This is a genomic window from Arthrobacter sp. BE255, assembly GCF_031457335.1.
Taxonomy (GTDB): domain Bacteria; phylum Actinomycetota; class Actinomycetes; order Actinomycetales; family Micrococcaceae; genus Arthrobacter.
The window spans coordinates 289,638-310,435 of sequence record NZ_JAVDWK010000004.1 but is presented as its reverse complement, the minus strand read 5'-3'; the positions used below and the strand labels follow the sequence as shown (position 1 = coordinate 310,435).

At 66.0% G+C, this 20,798-nt stretch carries 18 protein-coding genes; 15 read left to right on the top strand and 3 right to left on the bottom strand.

Annotation, left to right across the window (positions count from 1 at the left end; all coding sequences use genetic code 11):
- Positions 1–41: 41 nt before the first annotated feature.
- On the bottom strand, positions 42–1,427 hold the full coding sequence (locus tag J2X42_RS10150) for a LysM peptidoglycan-binding domain-containing protein (RefSeq protein WP_310164727.1): 1,386 nt from the start codon (positions 1,425–1,427) through the stop codon (positions 42–44).
- A 241-nt stretch (positions 1,428–1,668) separates the two neighbouring features.
- Between J2X42_RS10150 and J2X42_RS10145 the strand changes: the two genes are divergently transcribed.
- Positions 1,669–2,022: an Rv2175c family DNA-binding protein gene (locus J2X42_RS10145; protein WP_131134989.1), complete on the top strand. Its 354-nt coding sequence runs from the start codon at positions 1,669–1,671 to the stop codon at positions 2,020–2,022.
- Between the two features lie 9 nt (positions 2,023–2,031).
- Here the strand turns inward: J2X42_RS10145 and J2X42_RS10140 are convergent, their stop codons facing one another.
- Both J2X42_RS10140 and J2X42_RS10135 read right to left on the bottom strand, forming a co-directional pair.
- Entirely contained in the window at positions 2,032–3,126 is a 1,095-nt protein-coding gene (locus J2X42_RS10140) for a polyprenyl synthetase family protein (protein WP_131134988.1), read from the bottom strand.
- Entirely contained in the window at positions 3,123–3,650 is a 528-nt protein-coding gene (locus tag J2X42_RS10135; protein ID WP_310164723.1) for a hypothetical protein, read from the bottom strand. The genes J2X42_RS10140 and J2X42_RS10135 overlap by 4 nt, the downstream gene beginning before the upstream one ends.
- 88 nt (positions 3,651–3,738) lie before the next feature.
- On the opposite strand from J2X42_RS10135, the gene dinB reads away from it, so the two are divergent.
- The 14 genes from dinB (at position 3,739) to J2X42_RS10065 (ending at position 20,755) form a co-directional block, all read left to right on the top strand.
- Positions 3,739–4,950, top strand: a complete 1,212-nt coding sequence (dinB, locus tag J2X42_RS10130) for a DNA polymerase IV (RefSeq protein ID WP_310164722.1) — start codon at positions 3,739–3,741, stop codon at positions 4,948–4,950.
- A 239-nt stretch (positions 4,951–5,189) separates the two neighbouring features.
- Positions 5,190–5,564, top strand: a complete 375-nt coding sequence (locus J2X42_RS10125; RefSeq protein ID WP_310164720.1) for a DUF3040 domain-containing protein — start codon at positions 5,190–5,192, stop codon at positions 5,562–5,564.
- Positions 5,565–5,939: 375 nt separating this feature from the next.
- Complete coding sequence (gene mraZ, locus J2X42_RS10120; RefSeq protein WP_108599862.1) at positions 5,940–6,368, top strand: division/cell wall cluster transcriptional repressor MraZ; 429 nt, start codon at positions 5,940–5,942, stop codon at positions 6,366–6,368.
- Between the two features lie 168 nt (positions 6,369–6,536).
- Positions 6,537–7,529 carry a 16S rRNA (cytosine(1402)-N(4))-methyltransferase RsmH gene (rsmH, locus tag J2X42_RS10115; protein ID WP_310164718.1) on the top strand — a complete coding sequence of 331 codons (993 nt, stop codon included), beginning with the start codon at positions 6,537–6,539 and terminating at the stop codon, positions 7,527–7,529.
- Positions 7,526–8,230, top strand: a complete 705-nt coding sequence (locus J2X42_RS10110) for a hypothetical protein (RefSeq protein WP_310164717.1) — start codon at positions 7,526–7,528, stop codon at positions 8,228–8,230. Before rsmH ends, J2X42_RS10110 begins: the two co-directional genes overlap by 4 nt.
- A 42-nt stretch (positions 8,231–8,272) precedes the next feature.
- A complete protein-coding gene (locus tag J2X42_RS10105) occupies positions 8,273–10,075 on the top strand; it encodes a penicillin-binding protein 2 (RefSeq protein ID WP_310164715.1) in 1,803 nt (600 codons plus the stop codon).
- A 78-nt stretch (positions 10,076–10,153) separates the two neighbouring features.
- Complete coding sequence (locus J2X42_RS10100) at positions 10,154–11,794, top strand: UDP-N-acetylmuramoyl-L-alanyl-D-glutamate--2,6-diaminopimelate ligase (RefSeq protein ID WP_310164714.1); 1,641 nt, start codon at positions 10,154–10,156, stop codon at positions 11,792–11,794.
- A gap of 6 nt (positions 11,795–11,800) precedes the next feature.
- Positions 11,801–13,267 (top strand): UDP-N-acetylmuramoyl-tripeptide--D-alanyl-D-alanine ligase, encoded by a 1,467-nt coding sequence (gene murF / locus J2X42_RS10095; RefSeq protein WP_310164713.1) that lies wholly within the window; start codon positions 11,801–11,803, stop codon positions 13,265–13,267.
- A complete protein-coding gene (gene mraY / locus J2X42_RS10090) occupies positions 13,264–14,373 on the top strand; it encodes a phospho-N-acetylmuramoyl-pentapeptide-transferase (RefSeq protein WP_131134981.1) in 1,110 nt (369 codons plus the stop codon). The genes murF and mraY overlap by 4 nt, the downstream gene beginning before the upstream one ends.
- Positions 14,355–15,932, top strand: a complete 1,578-nt coding sequence (gene murD / locus J2X42_RS10085) for a UDP-N-acetylmuramoyl-L-alanine--D-glutamate ligase (protein ID WP_310164709.1) — start codon at positions 14,355–14,357, stop codon at positions 15,930–15,932. The genes mraY and murD overlap by 19 nt, the downstream gene beginning before the upstream one ends.
- A gap of 2 nt (positions 15,933–15,934) precedes the next feature.
- A complete protein-coding gene (gene ftsW, locus J2X42_RS10080; protein ID WP_310164708.1) occupies positions 15,935–17,263 on the top strand; it encodes a putative lipid II flippase FtsW in 1,329 nt (442 codons plus the stop codon).
- Positions 17,264–17,269: 6 nt separating this feature from the next.
- Positions 17,270–18,370, top strand: coding sequence for an undecaprenyldiphospho-muramoylpentapeptide beta-N-acetylglucosaminyltransferase (gene murG, locus J2X42_RS10075; protein WP_310164707.1), 1,101 nt, complete (start codon positions 17,270–17,272; stop codon positions 18,368–18,370).
- Positions 18,367–19,743 (top strand): UDP-N-acetylmuramate--L-alanine ligase, encoded by a 1,377-nt coding sequence (gene murC, locus J2X42_RS10070; protein WP_310164705.1) that lies wholly within the window; start codon positions 18,367–18,369, stop codon positions 19,741–19,743. Before murG ends, murC begins: the two co-directional genes overlap by 4 nt.
- Entirely contained in the window at positions 19,736–20,755 is a 1,020-nt protein-coding gene (locus J2X42_RS10065; protein ID WP_310164704.1) for a cell division protein FtsQ/DivIB, read from the top strand. The genes murC and J2X42_RS10065 overlap by 8 nt, the downstream gene beginning before the upstream one ends.
- Positions 20,756–20,798: the final 43 nt, after the last annotated feature.

Sequence of the window (20,798 nt, the reverse complement as noted above, 5' to 3'; positions counted from 1 at the left end):
TGGCCCGTCCCTTCGGGGACCGGGCGTTGGGGCGTGCTGGCCTAGCCGAGGTTCTGTTCGTGCGCCTTGATGGCCGCCACGTACTCTTTGGTGTCGTCGTACATGCCGTACTTGCTCACGGAATACTGCCCCTGGTAATAGCCGGCGATCGCGGTGTCACGGTCCTTGCTGGTGGCGATCAGCTGCCTGATGATGGCTACGCCGGCGGTCGCGTTGTCGTACGGATCCAGCAGGTTGAGCTTGCGCCCCACCAGGTCCGACGCCCACTGGCCGGAGGACGGAATGACCTGCATGGTGCCGATGGCGTTCGCCGGGGAGACGGCGCGCTGGTTGAAACCGGATTCCTGGTAGGCAAAAGCCAGCGCCAGGGCAGGGTCCACACCCATGGCCCGTGCGGTGTCCGCCACGATGGTCCGCATCTGGTCGCGGGAAGGAACGGGAGATGCGTTGAGCAGTGCCTTGTTCTCGTTGGCTGAGCTGACCACGGCCGCGGGGTAGGTGAATCCAAGGAACGAACTCGGCACCAGGGGAGTGACATTCGCGGCCGGCTGCGTGGCGGCCGGCTGAACGGCGGCGCCGGGGATGACCAGCTTGTTGCCCGGGTAAATGATGCTGGACAGGCTCAGCTGGTTCGCGGACAGGACGTCGGAAAGCTTCACGCCGTGCCTGGAGGCAATGGCGCTGAGGGTATCGCCGGCCTTCACCGTATAGGAACCGGTGGGGGCGGCGGGCGCCGGAGCAGCGGGGGCCGGCGCCGCGGGTGCGGACGCGGGCTGGAGCGTGGGCGCAGGAGCTGCAGCGGGTGCGGCGTCAGCTGAATTCACTTTGATCTTCTGGCCGGGGTAAATGATGGAACGCATGTTCAGCCCGTTCCAGCCGAAGATTTCCGAAAGGCCCACTCCGTGCCTGGAGGCGATGGCGCTGAGGGTATCGCCGGACTTGACGGTGTAGGTTGCACCGGACGTGGCCAGCGGCGCCGGTGCCGGGGCAGCAGGAGTTGCGGCGGGCGCACTGCCGGAACCGGAGAGCCTGATCTTCTGGCCCGGGTAGATGATGGTGTTCGGCTGGAGGTTGTTCAGCTTGAGCACCTCGTAGGTATCCAGGCCGTGCCTTCCGGCGATGCTGCTGATGGTGTCGCCCCGGGCGATCGTGTATTCGGCGGGGACGGACGGCTGGGCGGGCCGGAACGCGGACGGAATCGTGGTCGAAACCGAGGCGGCCGGGATAACGGCCGCCGTGGCAGCGGCTGCCTGGGCCTTCATTGCCGCGACAAGGGTGGCAGGGATCGGGCGGGCGGGGGCAACAGCCGCAGCAGGGTGGGCAAGGGCCAGTGACGACAGGACAACCGCAGGGAGCGCCGCCGTCGTGGCGGCTATCATCGGCAGGCTCGGCCTGGGTGGCTGCTGTGGCGAGCGGGACGTCGTCATGGAAGGAATCCTCTTCTCAACTGCGGAGCGGTGGGTGTTGCCTGTGTTAATAATGCTTCTAGTGTTACTTAAGTTATTGCTGTTACCAATGTGATCTATGTGAATCTCTCATGGATTGGCAATTAGCACAAGAATTCTCTAAAGGCTGACAACGAGAATTTTTTGGAGTGTCGCCTGCCGATGCCTCCGCCGGAATGGCGGCGACTAGGCGTCAGGGTGCACGTCATGGCAACCTTGATCCGTGAGTAACGTAGAAAGCCTTGTTGGCGAGTGGCTGCCCTTGCCTGATGTCGCGCAGTTGTTGGACGTTTCAATTACGAAAGTCCACAGTCTCCTTGATGAGCGGGCGCTGGCCGCGCTGCGCGTGGGTGAACGGCGAATCCGGTGCGTCCCCGCGGAATTTATCCAGGACGGTCACGTGGTGGACAGCCTTAAAGGCACCATTGTGGTGCTGTCGGATGCCGGCTATTCAGACGAAGACCTGATTGTCTGGCTTTTTACTGCCGACGAATCATTGCGTGGTCGGCCTATTGATGCCCTCCGTGAAGGCCGCAAAACCGAAATCCGCCGCCGCGCCCAAACTCTGGCCTGGTAACCGTAATTTTCAGGATGCGCGGCTGACGGTTGCCTCAGCCAGCCTGCGGAGGGCTGTCTTTGGCAATTCGTCCAGCTCCAGTTGTTCCAGCGCGTCAAACGCGGCTGCCCCGAATTCACCGATCAGGACTTCGGTGGCCTGCAGTGCTCCGGATTCCTCGATGATGCGGCGGATCTCGGCGATGTCTGCGTCGCCGAGATCCGGGCTTCCGAGCTTGGCGTCGATGAAGGCGGATTCTTCGGCCGTTGCCTGGTCCAGGGCGAGCGCCACCAGAACGGTTCGCTTCCCTTCCCGGAGGTCGTCGCCGGCGGGCTTTCCCGTGGTGACGGGGTCGCCGAAGACGCCCAGGACGTCGTCGCGCAGCTGGAAGGCCTCACCCAGCGGAAGCGCGAAGGCGGAGTATCCGCGGAGAAGCTCGTTGGAGGCTCCCGCAAGCGCGCCGCCCAGGGCCAGGGGATGCTCCGTGGAGTACTTGGCGGACTTGAAGCGGATGATGGACTGCGCCCGGGACACGGCCCCGGCCCTGTCCCGGACAGGCCCGGCGACTTCTTCGAGGATGTCCAGGTACTGGCCGGCCATAACCTCGGCCCGCATGAGGTTGAAGATCAGCCGGGCCCTGCTCCCGGAAGCGGCTTTTTCGCCGATGTCCGTGAAGGCTTCCTCGCTGAAGGACAGGCACAGGTCGCCGGTCAGGATGGCAGCGGCGTGGCCGAACCTTTCGTTGTCCAGGGCCCACCCTTGTGCCGTGTGCAGCTGGCTGAAGCGGCGGTGGACGCTGGGCCCGCCCCGTCGTGTGTCGGACCGGTCGATGATGTCGTCATGGATGAGCGCCGCGGCCTGGAAGAGTTCCAGCGCCGAGCCTGCAGTCACAATCTGGCTGGCCCCGGCTTCCCCGCCGGCTCCCCGCCAGCCCCAGTAGCACATCAGGGCCCGGAGCCGTTTGCCGCCGGTGACCAGGTTGGAGATGGAACCCATGATGGGATCGATATCCGGGGAAATGGCCGTCATCACGGATTGGCGCGTGGTCAGGAAGTCTGTCAGTTCACCGGCGACAGCCGCCACGTATCCGGTCTGTTCAAGGCGAAGCTGCTCGGCAACCGTCACTTGGCTGACTCAGCTGCCACGTTGGCGCCGATGGTGAACGTGGAAGCGCCCGCGGTTTCCACCACCGCCAGGTTCACGGTCTCGTTGTCGCCCCGGACGAAGTCCTTGGAGGCCACGGCGCCCACGGTTTCTCCGGGCACCGCCTTGAAGCCCTGGGCTTCAAGGGCTTTGGTGTAGAACTCGACGACGGGTGCGGGCGGGCCGGAGACGCTGCCCACCAGCGCAACGGTCGCCGGCGTCGCTGACTTGTCGAAGCTGCTGGAAATCACGGTGGCTCCCGGCATGACGGGAAGAAGCTGCTGTGGGAACCCGGCGACGAGTGCGCCCACTGTCGCCGAAGTCCCGGGTGACGCCGAGGGGCTGGCCGACGCCGTGGCCGTGGGCTGGCCGGAGGTTTGCGGCGAAGTGGCGGAGGACGGCGTGGTTACTCCCGGTGCCGCGGGGCTGCAGGCGGCCAGTGCCAGCGCTGCGATGGCCACGAGGGCGGCCGATCCTTTTGGCTTAAGACTTCCAATGACCGTCACAGGGACTTTCCTCCTGGTGTTGATGCCGGATTCAGCCTCCAGTTTAGTCAGTACCAGCGGATAAGATTGTTTCGTGGGGCCGGACGGGATGAATCAGCACACCGAAGCGGGTCTTCGGGAGCTTCGCCGTACGCCCATCATGCATGTGGACATGGACGCTTTCTTTGTCACCGTCGAGTTGCGTACCCGCCCTGAACTCCGCGGCAAGCCTGTCATTGTGGGTTACCCCGCAGACCGTTCGGTGGTGCTGTCTGCCTCGTACGAGGCCCGGAAATTCGGCGTGAAGTCCGCCATGCCAATGGTGATCGCAGCACGGATGTGTCCCAGGGCGGTCATCATCGAACCGCGGCACAAGCTGTACTACGAGGTCTCCGCCCAGCTGATGGGGATTTTTGAATCGGTCACCGATCTGGTTGAACCGCTCAGTGTCGATGAGGCCTTCCTTGACGTTGGCGGTGCCATCCGGCGGCTCGGTCCGCCCCGTGACATCGGCGAACTGATCAGGCGCCGCGTAGCCGCCGAACTGGGCATCACCGCCTCGGTGGGTATCGCCGCGAGCAAGTTCGTGGCCAAGATCGCATCCACGCGGTGCAAACCCGACGGACTGCTCCTGATCGGGCCGGAAGAAACCGTCCCCTACCTGCACAGCCTGCCGGTTGGTGCTTTGTGGGGAGTGGGAGCAAAGACTGCCGAGGTCCTCGCGCGGATGGGAATCAGGACCGTTGCGGATCTGGCCGCCACCCCGCTGCACACCCTGAAACGGACCCTGGGCGCCACGGGCGAGCATGTCTACCGGCTGTCCTGGGGGATCGACCCGCGTCCAGTGACGCCGGTGCGGCTCGAGAAGAGCATCGGAGCCGAGGAAACCTTTGCCGTGGACACCGCCGATAATGCCCTCCTGCACCGCGAACTGCTGCGCCTGTCGCACCGGACCGCGGAGCGCTTGCGCAGTTCGGGAATGGTGGCCAGGACGGTGGCACTGAAGCTGCGCTACGCGGACTTCTCCACCATCACCCGGAGCCGGACAGTGCACACGCCGGTGGACAGCACGCAGATGATCTACGCCGTTGTCCTCCAGCTCCTGGATTCACTTGGCGACCGAAGCATGACGGTGCGGCTGGTGGGTGTCCGGGCAGAACAGCTGGAGGAAACGGCCCAAACCTCCCTGCAGCTCAGCCTGGACCGGAGGGATGACAACTGGCGGGCAGCTGAACAGGCATTGGACAAAGTGAGCCGGAAATTTGGCAATAAATCCGTGCTTCCGGCACGCTTGTTGGACTCCGGAAAAGGTTCAGCCTAGTTCTTGCCCCCTGCGGCGTCTTTCCCGTCGTCGAGCCCCTTGACGAAAGTCATTGCTGTCTTTCAGAACGGCCCTCAACAAACTATCCTTATATATACATAGTTTTCGAACGACTGGACATACCGCTCCCGTTCCGCCATTGACGGCGGAGCGGGAACTCGTACGGGAGGCCAGTCGTTATCGGAGCAGAAGTACTGGCTGGGCCCAGCCCGGACGTTGGCCTACTTAAGGAGGTCGTGATGCCGCTCTCGGAGCACGAACAGAAGCTGCTTGAACAGTTGGAAAAGCAGCTGCACGAGGACGATCCAAAATTCGCGAATTCCATGGGGTCTGATCCAGGGCGCTCATGGTCCACGCGGCATGTGGTGATCGGCGTTCTCTGCGCCCTCGCCGGGATTTTTCTCCTGCTTGTTGGCGTCACCCTCCAGAACATCTTCGTCGGCGTCCTGGGATTTGTGGTGATGGGGGCCGGCGTCTACTTCGCGACGATGCGCAGCTCGGCACCCGGAAAGTCCCGCGGCGGCGGCCGTCCAGGGAAGCCTGGCAAATCCAGGAGTTCCTTCATGAGCAGCCTTGAGGAACGCTGGGACGAGAGGCGCCGCGGCGACTCCTGATCCAGCCGGCTGCCAGGCCACCGGACTCCTCCATTCCGTACCACCTGACCCCCACTCCACCTTCGTTGCGCCCGGCTAAAGCGGCCGTCCAGTAATCCGAACCAGTAATTCACGCAAAAGACCCGCCGCGGCGGGTCTTTTGCGTTTAACCGCGCACTGAAACCGGCTGCCCGGATGCTCGTCGGCATGCAAAAGCCCTCCACTTTCCACCACCTGTGAAATGGCCGGATTTGCGGGCCCAATTCCCTAAAGTGGGGGGAATCTGCGCCAATCTTGCGTTGACTGTGGGGGAAAGTGGAGTAATGTGGAGGGCATAAGAGGGTAGTTGCAACACAGGGGATGTGCAGTTCCTGACAGCAGACAGGCGGTGGGCCGGTGTTTCTTGGCACCCACTCGCCGCGTTTGGATGAAAAGGGCCGAATTATCCTCCCCGCGAAGTTCCGCGAGGAACTTGCCAGCGGCCTGGTGCTCACGAGGGGCCAGGAGCGTTGCATCTACGTCTTCAGTGAGCAGGAATTTGCACGTGTCCACGAGCAAATGCGGGAGGCGCCCATCTCCTCCAAGCAGGCCCGGGACTACATCCGCGTCTTTCTCTCTGGAGCCTCGGACGAGGTACCTGACAAGCAGGGGCGCGTGACCATTCCGGCAGCGCTTCGGGAGTACGCAGGCCTCGGCAGGGAACTGGCCGTGATCGGCGCAGGAACCCGCGCCGAGATCTGGGACGCCCAAGCCTGGAACGAATACCTGGCAGAGAAGGAAACAGCCTTCTCTGAGACTGACGACGCCATTCCGGGGATTCTGTGATCGCCGGCATGGAACGGCGGAACGCTTCTTGAACGAGATCTCCAGCCGCCCATCGGCCGGCCAACCTGGCTCACTTCCCCGGAGCCAGGCGGGCAGGACGACAGGCGCGGATGGGGATCTGGCTCAAGAAGCAACACCACGGCAATCATGGCAGGAGAGGACGAAGGCATGAACGACAACCCGAAGCCAACGTCCGAACGCCACGTACCGGTCCTTCGGGACCGGTGCATCAATTTGTTGGCCCCTGGCTTTGAGGCCGCGAGGCTCAGGGGAGACACTCCTGTAGCCATCGACGCCACCCTCGGCATGGGCGGCCACTCGGAAGCCATGCTGCAGCGCTTCCCGGACCTGCACCTGATCGGGATCGACCGCGACGAGGAAGCGCTGGCCCTGGCCGGCGAACGGCTGGCGCCATTCTCCGCACGGACTGACCTGGTGCACGCTGTCTACGATGAGATCGCCGATGTCCTTGACGACCTCGGTGTCAGCGAAGTCCACGGAATCCTCATGGACCTCGGAGTTTCGTCGCTGCAGCTTGACGAACGCGAACGCGGCTTTGCCTACTCCTTCGACGCGCCGCTGGACATGAGGATGGACACCAGCCGCGGGCAGACCGCCGCGGATGTGGTCAACAACTACTCCGAAGACGAGCTCGTGCGGATCATCCGCAAATGGGGCGAGGAGAAGTTTGCCGGACGCATTGCCAACAGGATCGTCGCTGCCCGCGCAGTGAAGCCTTTCGCCACCACCGGGGAACTCGTCGAGCAGATCCGCTCGGTGGTTCCTGCCGCCGCGGCCAAGTCAGGCGGGCATCCCGCCAAGCGGACATTCCAGGCGCTCCGCATCGAAGTCAACGAGGAGCTGGACGTCCTCGAGCGGGCGGTTCCCGCCGCCGTCGCGGCAACGGCCCTTGGCGGACGCATTGTGGTCATGTCCTACCACTCACTGGAGGACAAAATCGTCAAGGGCGTCTTCCAGGCAGGCTCCAAATCCTCGGCCCCGCTCGGATTTCCGGTGGAGCTGGAGGAACACAAAGCCGAACTCAAGACCCTCACGAAGGGCACAGAGGTGCCCACCGCCGTCGAAATCGCCGAAAACCCGCGCGCTGCCTCAGCAAGGCTGCGGGCCGTGGAACGCATCAGAACCAGGAGAACCGCATGAGCACCGCAGCCGCCGTCAAGAACTTTCCGGTCGTCTCCGGCAGCGCTGCGCCTGCGATTGGGCCCACTCCCGCCGGCGCTCCCGGCCCGGTCCGCAAGGCCCGCACTCCTCTCTCGGTGGTGCGCACGGCTCCCAGGAAGCGCCGCGCCCCCTTTGTTGTCCTCTGCTTTGCGCTGCTCGCCGTCGCACTCGTGGCCGTCCTGGTGCTGAACATTTCGGTGTCCACCGCCCAGTACCAGCTCGTGGAACTCCGGGGCAAGCAAAGCACGCTGACCAAGCAGAACCAGGACCTGACACAACAGGTGCAGAACTTCGAAGCACCCCAAAACCTGGCGGCCAAGGCCGCTGACCTGGGAATGGTGGCATCCACGGTGAAAGGCCAGATCGACCTTTCCACCCTGGCGGTCACGGGCAAGGCGACACCGGCCGTCAAGGGCGGAAACGCCGGTGCCGTCATCCCGGCGCCGGCAGTTGCCGGGCAGCTGACCGTGGTCCCGCCGGCAAGCACAGGGGAGCCGCTGGCCAGCCGGAAGCCGGTGGCTGGAGAACCCGCCGCCAATCCGCCGGCCGCGCAGGCTGCCGCCCAGGCTGCGGCGCAGGCCCCCGCGAATCCGCCGGCAGCAGCCCCCGCGGCGGCACCGGCGCGGGAACTCCACGGCGGTTCCGTGCCGGCACCGGAACAGAAGACGCCCGGGCAGTAACTGGCACTGACAGGCAACACAGCAAACAGCAAGGAATCCAGGGTGGCGCAGAGGACCGGCAAGTCGAAGAACGGCAAGGTGCCCAACGCCACAAGACGGCTGCGCCTCGGCCTGGGCATCATGCTCACCCTGCTCCTGGTGGTGGGCGGCAAGCTGTTCCTGGTCCAGGGGCTGGATGTTGGCGGCATGGCCGAAGCGGCCCTGAACAAGCGGATGACCCAGACTGTCCTGCCGGCCGAGCGTGGGAGCATTCTGGACGCGGACGGCACCGTCCTTGCGAACAGCGTTATCCGGTACAACGTGGTGGTGGACCAGACCGTCAATACCAAAACGGAAACCTTCAAGCGCCTCGAAACCGTGGACGGCAAGGAAAAACTCGTTGATGTTTCCCGCGACCAGGGGATTTCCGAGCTGGCAGGGGCACTCGGAATGGACAAGGATGACGTCCGCAATGCCGTCACCGGAGAATCCCGCTACTACATCGTGGCCAAGGACCTGAAGCCTGACGTTGAGGACCGGATTTCCAAGATGCAGATCCCCGGAATCGTCACGGAAGGCGTGAGCAAGCGCGTCTACCCCAACGGTTCGGTGGCCGGCGGCATTGTTGGCTTCCTCCAGGACGGGTACACAGGCCAGGCCGGAATCGAACAAACGCAGGATGAGCTGCTGAAAGGCAAAGACGGCAAGCGGCTCTTCGAAATCGGCGCCGACGGCCTCAGGATTCCGGTCGGCCTGGACGAACTCACGCCACCGGAGGACGGCAAGGACGTCAAGCTCACGCTCAACTCCGACCTCCAGTACTTCGCCCAGCAGGCCATTCAGAGCCAGTCGGACAAACTGGGCGCCGAGTGGGGCATCATCATTGTGATGGACGCCAAGACCGGCAACCTCATCGCCATGGCCGACACCAATTCCCCCGACCCCAACAACCCGGGCCTCGTGGCAGCGAAGGACCGCGGCGTCCGCTCCGTGACCGCCGCCTACGAGCCAGGGTCCGTGGAGAAGATGATCACTGCTGCGGCGCTGATTGAGGAAGGCAAATCCAGTCCGCTGGACACGTTCACCCTCCCGCCGTCATACACCGTGGATGGCCAGACCTTCAGCGACTCGTTTGCCCACGGCACCGAGGAGCGGACCCTCGCCGGCATCCTTGGCTGGTCCATGAACACGGGAACGGTCATGGCGGGCCAGCGGCTCAGCAAGGAACAACGGCACGACTGGCTGCAGAAGTTCGGCATCGGGGAAGCGCCGGACATCGGCCTGCCCTCCACCTCCTCGGGCATCCTTACGCCGGCGGACCAGTGGGACGGCCGGCAGGAGTACACCGTCCTCTTCGGCCAAGGTGTATCCCAGTCAACGCTCCAGACGGTGCGCGCCTTCCAAACCATCGCCAACAACGGCGTTATGCTCCAGCCGCGCCTCATCGATTCGTACCTCTCACCGGACGGATCCGAAGAAAAGGCAGCCCAGCAGCCGCCCCGGCAAGTGGTCTCCAACAACACCGCACAGCAGGTCCAGGACATCCTCGAAAGCGCCGTGACCGAGGGGCAGATCAAGGACGCAGCCATTGACGGATACCGGGTCGGCGCCAAGACTGGCACCTCGGAATCGCCGTGCGACGACGGCAAGTCAGGATTCTGCGGGTACACCGCGTCCATCGTCGGCATGGCGCCGATGGACGATCCGCGGTTTATTGTTGAGGTGGTACTGCAGCGGCCGAAGGGGAGCATCTACGGCATTACCCAAGGGCCGGTCTTCCGGTCAGTCATGAGCCAGGCGCTGCGGACCTACAACGTCCAGCCGTCCACCGGTGAACCGGCACGGCTGCCGCAATACGCCAAGTAGCACGGCCGCACGCCCAGCAGCGCCCGCTGGCCCAGCACGTCCCGCGGGCATGATCCACTAGCACTATCGGAGACCCTCTTGTCAGATCACAATGCCCCCGGCAGCAATACTGTTCCGGCCGGGGGATCCGCCGCGTCGCAGTTCAGGCCCACGTCCGTTTCCGCGGTGCGCCTGGACAGCATCGGCGAATCCGTTGGCGTGTCCGTTCCCGGCCAGTCGGCATCGGTCAGCATCACCGGGATCTCCCTGAACTCACGCACCGTTGAGCCGGGCGACCTCTACGTCGCCCTTCCCGGGGCAACGCGGCACGGCGCGGACTTTGTGGCGCAGGCAATCGACGCCGGGGCGGCGGCCGTGCTGACGGACGACGCCGGCGCACGCCTTCTCGCGCTGTCTGCCGACACGCCCGTTCCCGTACTGGTGGTCGACAGCCCGCGGAACGTGGTGGGGCCGCTGTCAGCCATGATCTACGGCAGCCAGCCTCCGGCCGGCGGAAAGCCGACGCTGTTCGGCGTCACGGGCACCAACGGCAAGACAACCACCACCTACTTCATTAATGCCCTGCTGCGTGCCCTGGGCCTGAAGGCAGGGCTGATCGGGACCATTGAAATCAAGGCCGGCGGAGATCCCATTCCCAGCCTGCTGACCACTCCGGAGTCACCGGATGTCCACGCCCTGCTGGCACTGATGCGGGAGCGGGGACTGGACGCCGCGTCCATGGAAGTCTCTTCACACGCCGTGTCATTCCAGCGCGTGGACGGGGTGGTTTTCGACGTTGCAGGGTTCACCAACCTCACGCAGGACCACCTGGACCTGCACGGAACCATGGACGGCTACTTCCAGACCAAGGCCGAGCTCTTCACGCCCCCGCGCGCCCGCCATGCAGTGGTCACTGTCGACGATTCCTGGGGCCGTCAGCTTGCCTCCACAACGGAGATCCCGGTCACTACGCTCGCGGCCACACCCGCCGGGTCTCCCGCAGACTGGACGGTCGGGTCGGCGACGCCCCGCGGATTGGGCACGGACTTCACCCTCACCGGTCCTGGCGGTTCGGCCCTGAACGTCCACACCGGCCTCCCGGGCAGCTTCAACGTGGCCAACGCGGCCCTGGCTTCCGTCATGGTCCTGGCCAGCGGCGTGGACTTGGCGGCAGTCCAGGCCGCCCTGGATGAACACGACCCGTTCACCGTCGCAGTTCCGGGCCGCATGCAGCTGGTCTCCGAGTCGCCGGCCGCGGTTGTTGATTTTGCCCACAACACCGACGCCCTGGCGCGGGCCCTGGAAGCCGTGCGGTCCCCGCAGCCCGGGTCCAGCCTGATTGTTGTCTTCGGTGCCACAGGTCAACGGGACCAGGGGAAGCGCCCGGCAATGGGCGCCATCGCGGCCACCCTCGCCGACACCGTCATTGTGACCGACGACGACCCCCACGATGAGGACGCGGCGGCGATCCGCGCTGACGTGCTGGCCGGGGCCCTGGAGGCGAAGAAACAGGCTTCGCTTGGGTGCCGCATCCTCGAAATCTTCCCGCGCGACGCCGCCATCCGGCAGGCCGTGGAACTCGCCGGGCCGCAGGACACCATCCTCGTGGCCGGGCGCGGACACGAGGTCTGGCAGGAAGTGAAGGGCGTCAACGTTGCCCTCGACGACAGGGTGGAACTGAGGAACGCCTTGACAGCCAGGGGATTCACCGTTCTCCAAGACGACCGGATAGAGTCCTAGACCGAGATGATTGCATTTACTGCGGCGGAAATCGCCGAAATCACAAACGGCCGCCTGGACGCCGATCCCGGGATCACCCCTCTGTCGGTGGTCACGGATTCGCGCGAAGCCACGCCCGGGTCCCTCTATGTCGCGAAACCGGGGGAGCACGCTGACGGCCACGACTTCGTGGCCACCGCATTCGGGAACGGCTCAACGCTGGCCCTGGTGGAGCGGCCGGTTGCCGGCCCGGACGGAGCACGCTACCCCGCGGTGCTTGTCGCCGACGCCGTCCTGGCCATGGGCGCCCTCGCCGCTGAGGCCGTGCGCCGCATCCGTGCTGCCCGCCAGGCCGGCGGTGAGGAATTCACGGTTGTAGGCATCACCGGCTCTGCCGGCAAGACCACCACCAAGGACCTGCTCGCCGGTATCCTCGCAGGCCAGGGAAACACCGTCGCGCCGCAGGGCTCCTATAACGGCGAGATCGGCGTTCCGCTGACCGTCTTCCGCGCGGACGGCACCACACGCTTCCTGGTCATTGAAATGGGAGCGACAGGCATCGGACACATCCGTTACCTCGCCGACATGGTCAAGCCGGACATCGGCGTGGTCCTCGGTGTTGGCACGGCCCACGCCGGCGAGTTCGGCGGAGTCGAAAACATCGCACGCGCCAAAGGCGAACTGCTCGAAGGACTGTCCGCCACCGGGACCGCCATCATCAACCTCGACGACGACCGCGTCGCCGCCATGCGAGGCCGTACGCAGGCCGAGGTGCTGGGGTACTCCGCCGAACGCCGCGCCGGCGCCGCCGTCCAGGCAGTCAACCCGGACACCAACTCCGCAGGAAACCCCGAATTCGACCTCACCCTGCCCTCCGGCGAGCCGGACCTGCACGTCAGCAGCAAACTGATCGGCGCGCACCACGTGGGCAACCTTCTGGCCGCAGCTGCGGCCGCGAATGCCGCGGGGGTCCCGGGCCACGACATCGCGGACTCACTGAGCACGCAGGCGGCTGCCAGCCGGTGGCGCATGGAGCGCACCGAGCGGGCCGACGGCGTCACCGTCATCAACGATGCCTACAACGCCAACCCCGAATCCATGCGGGCCGCCCTGCGTACCCTCGCCGACCTGGGCCGGGGCCGCCGCACCTGGGCAGTCCTCGGCGCCATGCTGGAACTCGGACCCGAATCCATCCGCGAACACACCGCCGTGGGCACGCAGGTTGTGCGGCTCAACATCTCCCGCCTGGTGGTTGTTGGCCGGGCGGCCCGGCCACTTTACGTTTCCGCCGTCCAGGAAGGTTCCTGGGGCGATGAATGCAGCTTTGCCGAAACGGTCGATGAGGCCTACGAACTGCTGAACGCCGAACTTGAACCCGGCGACCTCGTGCTGTTTAAGTCCTCCAACAGCGTGGGACTGCGCCATTTAGGCGATCGGATAGCATTACCCCCACAAACCCCGGTACCTGCCACTGAAGGGAGCGAGCAGCTGTGATTGCACTATTGATCGGCGCTGGCCTGGCCCTGTTGTGCGCCCTGGTGGGAACCCCGCTCTTTATCCGGCTCCTGGTCCGGAAGAGCTACGGCCAGTTCATCCGGGATGACGGACCGACCTCCCACCACACCAAGCGCGGCACGCCCACCATGGGCGGAACCGTGGTGGTTGGCTCCGTCCTGCTGAGTTACGGGCTGACGCACCTCATCATGTGGATGCTGAATCCGGCGTCCGCGGGCCCCTCGGCATCCGCCCTGATCCTGCTGTTCCTTATGGTGGGCATGGGACTGGTTGGCTTCCTGGACGATTTCATCAAAATCTCCAGACAGCGAAGCCTGGGGCTGGACGCCAAGGCCAAGCTCATCGGCCAGGGCGCCGTGGGCATCGCGTTCGCCGTGCTGGCCCTGAACTTTCCGGACGCGGACGGTGTCACACCGGCCTCCACCAAAATCTCCCTGGTCCGGGACCTTCCCTGGCTGGACCTCGCCTTCGGCGGAACCGTCCTTGGCGCCATCCTGTTCGTTGTGTGGTCCAACCTGATTGTGACCGCCGCAACAAACGGCGTGAACCTCACGGACGGCCTGGACGGCCTGGCCGCCGGCGCCGCGGTTATGGTGTTCGGCGCCTACACCCTGATGGGCATCTGGCAGAGCAACCAGGCCTGCGGCTCCCCGCGGGAGGCCGGCAGCGGCTGCTACTCGGTCCGCGACCCGCTCGATCTCGCCCTCCTGGCCGCAATCATGAGTGCCGCCCTCGTTGGATTCCTCTGGTGGAATACTTCGCCGGCCAAAATCTTCATGGGTGACACCGGATCCCTGGCCATCGGCGGCGCGATTGCCGGCTTCGCCATCCTGTCCAGGACCGAACTGCTGCTGGGCATCATCGGCGGCCTGTTTGTCCTCATCACTTTGTCCGTCATCATCCAGGTCGGCTACTTCAAAGCCACCCGCGGTAAACGCTTCTTCAAAATGGCACCACTGCAGCACCACTTCGAGCTCAAGGGGTGGGCCGAGGTCACCGTCGTGGTCCGGTTCTGGATTCTTGGCGGGCTCTTCGTGGCCGTTGGCCTGGGTATCTTCTACGCTGAATGGGTTGTGCTCCTGTGACCGTTTCCTCCCGCCTTCAGGACCTCGTCAGCTGGGACTCGGACTGGGCCGGGCTGCGCGTTGTGGTGACCGGCATCGGCGTGTCCGGATTCGCCGCCGCCGACACCCTCATCGAACTGGGCGCCCGCGTTGTGGTGGTTGACGCCGCCACGTCCGAGACCGCCAAAGCCCAGGCGGACACCCTCAGGATCGTCGGCGCCGCAGACGTTCTGCTTGGCGAGGAAGCGGTCACCAGGATCCCGAAAATCGACGGATCCCTGCCGGAACTCATCGTGACGTCGCCGGGCTGGCGCCCCGACCAGGCCCTCCTGGCATCGGCCGCGCGTGCCCACATCCCGGTCTGGGGCGACGTCGAACTCGCCTGGCGCCTGCGTGTCCGCGAAGGCCACAAGACCGCTGACTGGCTGACCATCACCGGAACCAACGGCAAAACCACCACTGTAGGGCTGACCGAAGCGATGCTGCAGGCCGCGGGGCTGAAGGCCATCGCCGTCGGAAACGTCGGGACTCCCATCCTGGACGCCCTGCGCGATCCCGTGGAGTACGACGCCTTCGCGGTGGAGCTGTCCAGCTTCCAGCTGCACTGGGCAGAATCCCTGTCACCGGTGGCAAGCGTCTGCCTCAACGTTGCCGAAGACCACGTTGACTGGCACGGCTCGTACACCTCCTACCTCGCGGACAAAGCCAAAGTCTACGAACGCACCCAGAAGGCGTGCATCTACAACGCGGAGCAGATCGAAACCGAGCGCATGGTGGAAAACGCGGACGTCACGGAAGGCTGCCGGGCCATAGGCTTCACCACCCTCACCCCTGCCATCAGCATGCTCGGGGTAGTGGAGGGTCTGCTGGTGGACCGCGCGTTCATCGCCGAGCGCAAGGACAGTGCGGCGGAGCTCGCCTCCATGGCCGACCTCGGCGAATTCGCCCCGCGCCACATGGTGGCCAACGCCCTGGCGGCAGCGGCCCTGGTGCGGGCCTACGGCGTCGACCCCAAAGCTATCCGGCAGGGCATCCGGGACTACGTCCCCGGCAACCACCGGATCCAGCCGGTTGCCCGGCAGAACGGCGTGCTGTGGGTCAACGACTCCAAAGCCACCAACCCGCACGCAGCCTCGGCGTCGCTGGCCACATTCGAGAACGTGGTCTGGATCGCCGGCGGCCTTTCCAAGGGCGTCAGCTACGACGACCTCGTACGCGACCACGCCGCACGGCTCAAAGCCGTGGTCCTGATCGGCACGGACACGGGGGCCCTGGCCCAGGCCCTCAAACGACACGCACCGGATGTCCCGGTGATCGGAGCACCCGCGGGCGACACTGAAAACATGCAGACTGCCGCGCAGGACGGTGCCGTCGCAGGCAGCTCCCCGGACTCCGGGGAAGCCGTGATGTCCCGGGCTGTTGCGTCAGCGGCGGAGCTGGCCGCGTCGGGAGACACCGTCCTGATGGCTCCGGCAGCTGCATCCATGGATCAGTTCTCTTCCTACGCTCACCGTGGCGATGCCTTTATCAAAGCTGTCCGCGAGCTGGTGGAAGGGCAGGCCCAGACCGGCGAGGAGTAACAATGGTCAGCACGCCCACCCGGCCGCCGGCTGCAAAGCCGCGCCCGGGGAACACCGCAAAGGCGGCCTCCCGGCGGCCTTCCTTGCCCGCCCGGATCCGTAACGGGTACCGCCGCTTCTGGTCGGCACTGGAAGGCACCGGGACCTCGCGGAACGGCTCCACCTACTACCTCATCCTGGGCTCCACCCTCGCACTGACCGCCATCGGGATCATGATGGTCCTCTCGGCCTCCAGCGTGGAATCCATCGCGGCAGGGAAATCCCCCTACGGGGACGCCCTCAAGCAAGGCATGTTTGCCGCTATCGGCATCTTCACCATGTTCGTCCTGTCGCGTATCAACGTCGTCTGGCTCAAGCGCCTGGCCTGGCTCGGCCTGGGCATCGCCCTGGTGCTCCTGGCACTGGTCCAGGTCATCGGCGATGAAGTCAACGGCAACAAGAACTGGATCGACATCGGCGGCATCACCTTCCAGCCGTCCGAGGCGTCGAAACTCGCCCTGGCGCTTTGGATGGCCACCGTCCTGGCCAGGAAAGGCAAGCTGCTGCGCCGGTGGCAGCACGCACTGATCCCGGCGATTCCCGTAGCCGGCCTCGTCATCGGCCTCGTTGTGCTGGGGAACGACCTGGGCACGGCGATCATCATCATGATGGTCACCGCGGCCGCGCTCTTTTTCGCAGGCGTGCCGCTGTACCTGTTCGGCTTCGCCGCGCTGATCGGCGCTGCGGGAACCGCAGCCATGGCAGTCACCAGCTCCAACCGCATGTGCCGCATCACGTCGTGGTGGACGGGGCAGTCCTGTGCCGACGGCATCGATGCGAACTACCAGGCCACGAACGGGATCTACGGCTTGGCATCCGGCGGCTGGTTCGGCGTCGGCCTTGGCCAAAGCCGGCAGAAGTACAGCTGGATCCCCGAAGCCCACAACGACTTCATCTTCGCCATCATCGGTGAGGAACTGGGCCTGGTGGGCACCGTCGTCGTCCTGATCCTGTTCGCCATCCTGGGTGCGGCGATCTACCGCGTTGTGGTGGCGCAGGAGGACATGTTCCACCGCGTCCTGGCGGGCACCATCATGGTCTGGCTCCTCGGCCAGGCCACCGTCAACATGTCAGTGGTCACCGGCCTGATGCCCGTGATCGGTGTCCCCCTGCCCTTCATCTCCTACGGCGGCTCGGCGCTCATGATATCGCTGTGCGCCGTCGGTGTTGTGCTGTCCCTCGCCCGGGAACAGATGCCCCCATCAATCAGGCCCAAGCGGATGCTGAAGTTTGGAAACAGGCCTTCCCGCGGATCCACCGGCCCGAAGAAAACCGCCAGAAAGCGTACCTAGCACCAGATGACTTCCCAGAACCTCTCCATCGTCCTCGCCGGCGGCGGAACGGCCGGCCACATCAGCCCGCTGCTTGCCATCGCCGCCGCCATCCGGGCCGCCGCGCCCGAGGTCAGCCTCCTTGCCGTCGGGACACCGGCCGGCATGGAGACCCGCCTGGTGCCGGCCGCCGGACTGGACCTTGCCACAATCGACCGCGTGCCGCTGCCGCGCAAACCGTCCATGGACCTGGTCCGGCTCCCCGGCCGCCTTGCCGGGGCCGTGCGGCAGGCCGGCCGGATCCTGGACGAACACGGCGCAGACGTGCTGGTGGGCGTTGGCGGGTACGTGTGCACCCCCATGTACCTGGCCGCCCGGCGGCGGCGGATCCCCATTGTGATCCACGAGGCCAACGCGCGGCCCGGCCTCGCCAACCGTGTTGGCGCGATGCTGACCAAATATGTGGCCGTCGCCTTCGACACCACGCCGCTCCGGCACGCCCGCCACGTCGGAATGCCCATGCGCACTGAAATTTCCGGGCTGGAACGGTCCGCCGCCCAGGCGGGTGCCCGCGAAGCGCTGGGATTGGACCCTGACCGGCCCACGCTGATCGTCACGGGCGGATCCTCCGGCGCCCTGAGCATCAACCGCACGGTGGAAGCCGCCGTGCGGGACCTGGCCGCCGCCGGCGTCCAGACACTCCACATCACCGGACGAGGGAAGACCCTGCTCGACGCCAAGGGCAAGAAGCTCACAGCACCCGGCTACCGGCAGGTGGAGTACATCGACGGCATGGAGCTGGCCTACGCGGCCGCGGACCTGCTGCTGGCGAGGTCCGGCGCCGCGACGGTCTGCGAAGTGGCCGCCGTGGGCGTACCGGCTGTCTTCGTCCCGCTGCCCATCGGCAACGGCGAACAGGCACTCAACGCCGCCGGGCTGGTGCGGGCGGACGGGGCGCTCCTCGTCCAGGACCGGGACTTCTCCGCGCAGTGGGTCCGGGAGAAGCTCATTCCGCTCGTGACCGACCCGTCCCGGCTGGCCGCCATGGCAGCCAACTCCCGGCGCCTTGGAATCAGAAACGCCGACCAGCGCATGGCTGGTCTTGTCCTGGAAGCGGTATCCGCATGACCCCCGCCAACATCCACAGCCAGGAATCCCTGGGCCGCGTCCACTTCATCGGAATCGGCGGCGTCGGCATGTCCGCGGTCGCCCGGATCATGGTTGCCCGCGGGGTGGCAGTCAGCGGCTCAGACGCAAAGGACCTGCCCGTCATGGCAGACCTGCAGGCGGCGGGTGCCAGGGTCGCCGTCGGATATGACGCTGCCAACCTGGGCGACGCCCAAACGGTGGTGGCCGGCTCGGCCATCCGCGCAGACAACCCTGAACTCGTGGCAGCCCGGGAGGCCGGCTTGCCGGTCCTGCACCGTTCCGAGGCCCTGGCAGCCACCATGGGCGATGACGTGGTGGTGACCGTTGCGGGAACGCACGGGAAGTCCACCACGACGTCGATGGTCACCGTGCTGCTGCAGGGCGCGGGCCTGGAGCCCTCGTTTGCCATCGGCGCCAACGTTCCGGCCCTCGGCGTCAACGCCGCACACGGCGCCTCCGGGATTTTTGTGGCCGAAGCCGACGAATCGGACGGCTCGTTCCTGAACTACCGGCCCCGGATTGCCGTGGTCACCAACGTGGAGCCGGACCACCTGGACCACTACGGAACCGCTGAAGCCGTTTACGCCTCCTTCGACCGGTTCACCGCCCTGCTGCCCGCCGACGGTGTCCTCGTGGCCTGCGCCGACGACGCCGGCGCCCTGGCCCTTGCCCGGCGCACCCAGGCGCGCGGCAACACCCGGGTGGTCCTGTACGGGACGTCCGCGGACGCGGATGTGGTGCTGCACGACGGCGGCCCCGGCGACGTCTCCATTTCCACCGCTGACGGCCGGTTCGCTCTCGAACTGCAGGTCCCCGGCCGGCACAACGCCCTGAACGCCGCCGCCGCCTTCGCCGTCGCCCTGGAACTGAAGGTGGACGCGCGTGCAGCCGCCGCCGCGCTGGCCGGCTTCTCCGGCGCGTCACGGCGCTTTGAGCTGAAGGGGGAGGCCGGCGGTGTCCGTGTCTTCGACGACTACGCCCACCACCCCACGGAAGTACGTGCCGCCCTGTCGGCAGCCCGGTCCGTCGCCGGTGACCACCAGGTCCACGTCCTCTTCCAGCCGCACCTCTTCTCCCGGACCCGGGAGTTTGCCCGGGACTTCGCGGAAGCCCTGGACCTGGCGGACACCGCCCTGGTCCTGGACATCTACCCGGCCCGCGAAGATCCGATCCCCGGCGTCACCAGCCAGCTGATCGCCGACCACCTGGGTTCCGGCGGGCGCCTCGTGGACGGAGACGCGGCAGTGGCCGAACTGGTCGCCGCCGCACGTCCGGGCGACATTATCCTGACCGCGGGGGCCGGCGACGTGACGGCGTTCGGGCCGAAGATCGTGCAGGCACTGCGTGGCTAGTGCCCGGCGCCCCACCTACACGTCGCCGGGACGCACCCAGCGGGGGAGCAGCGCATCCGGAAGCGGATCCGGCGGCCTGCCAGGGAACCGCGCGCCGGCACAGGCCGCGCAGCCGGAGGTCATCTCCGCCTCCAAGAGCGCTCCTGCGCCGGATCCGGACCCGACGCGGGGCAAACGGGCCAAAGACACCGGGTCCAAGGGCGACAGGTCCAAAGCCGCGCAGTCGTGGGCGTCACGCCGGAAAGAAAAAAAGTCCACGGACAAGCTGCCCCCGGGCGCCGCCGCCGGTGCCAACGTCCTCGCTTTCCCGGAGCCCCGGGGAAGGCGGCTCAAGCGGAACATCCTGATCACGGTGTGCACCGCGGCAGCCTTGATAGTCGGGATTCTCGCGGCCGCCGTTTTTTCGCCGCTTCTCGCCGTCGGCACGATTTCCGTGTCCGGCACGAGCCTCCTGACCCCGGACCAGGTGCAGGCCGCCCTGGAACCGCTGAAAGGCAAGCCGCTGCCCCAGGTCAGCGACGACGAGGTGGACCGGCTCCTGGAACCACTGGTCCAGATCAAATCCGTCACCACGCAGGCCAGGCCGCCGTCAGGACTGGTGGTTAACGTCAGGGAACGCGTCCCCGTGGCCTTGGTCAAACAGGGGGAGCAGTATCAGCTGGTGGACGTCGACGGCGTCCAGCTGGCCGCCACGGCCGACCCGGAGTCCGTGTCACTGCCGGTCATCGACGGCGGCGCGGGCACGATCGGCAAGGACCTGTTCCAGGCCACTGCGGCGGTGTTGGGTGCCCTTCCCGCCGACGTCCTGGCCAAGCTGTCAAATGCCTCCGCCCAGTCGGTGGACGCCGTTGAACTCAAGCTGGTCGACGGGCAGACCATCGTATGGGGGAATGCCTCCGAAAGGGAGCTGAAGGCCAAGGTGCTGCAGGCCCTGCTGAAGGTGCCCGCCGATCCCAAGAACCCCGTACGCGTCTACGACGTCAGTGTGCCCAGGCATCCCGTGACGCGCTGAACCTCTTTATTTCCCGGTATTCGCACGACACGCGGCCCCGGTT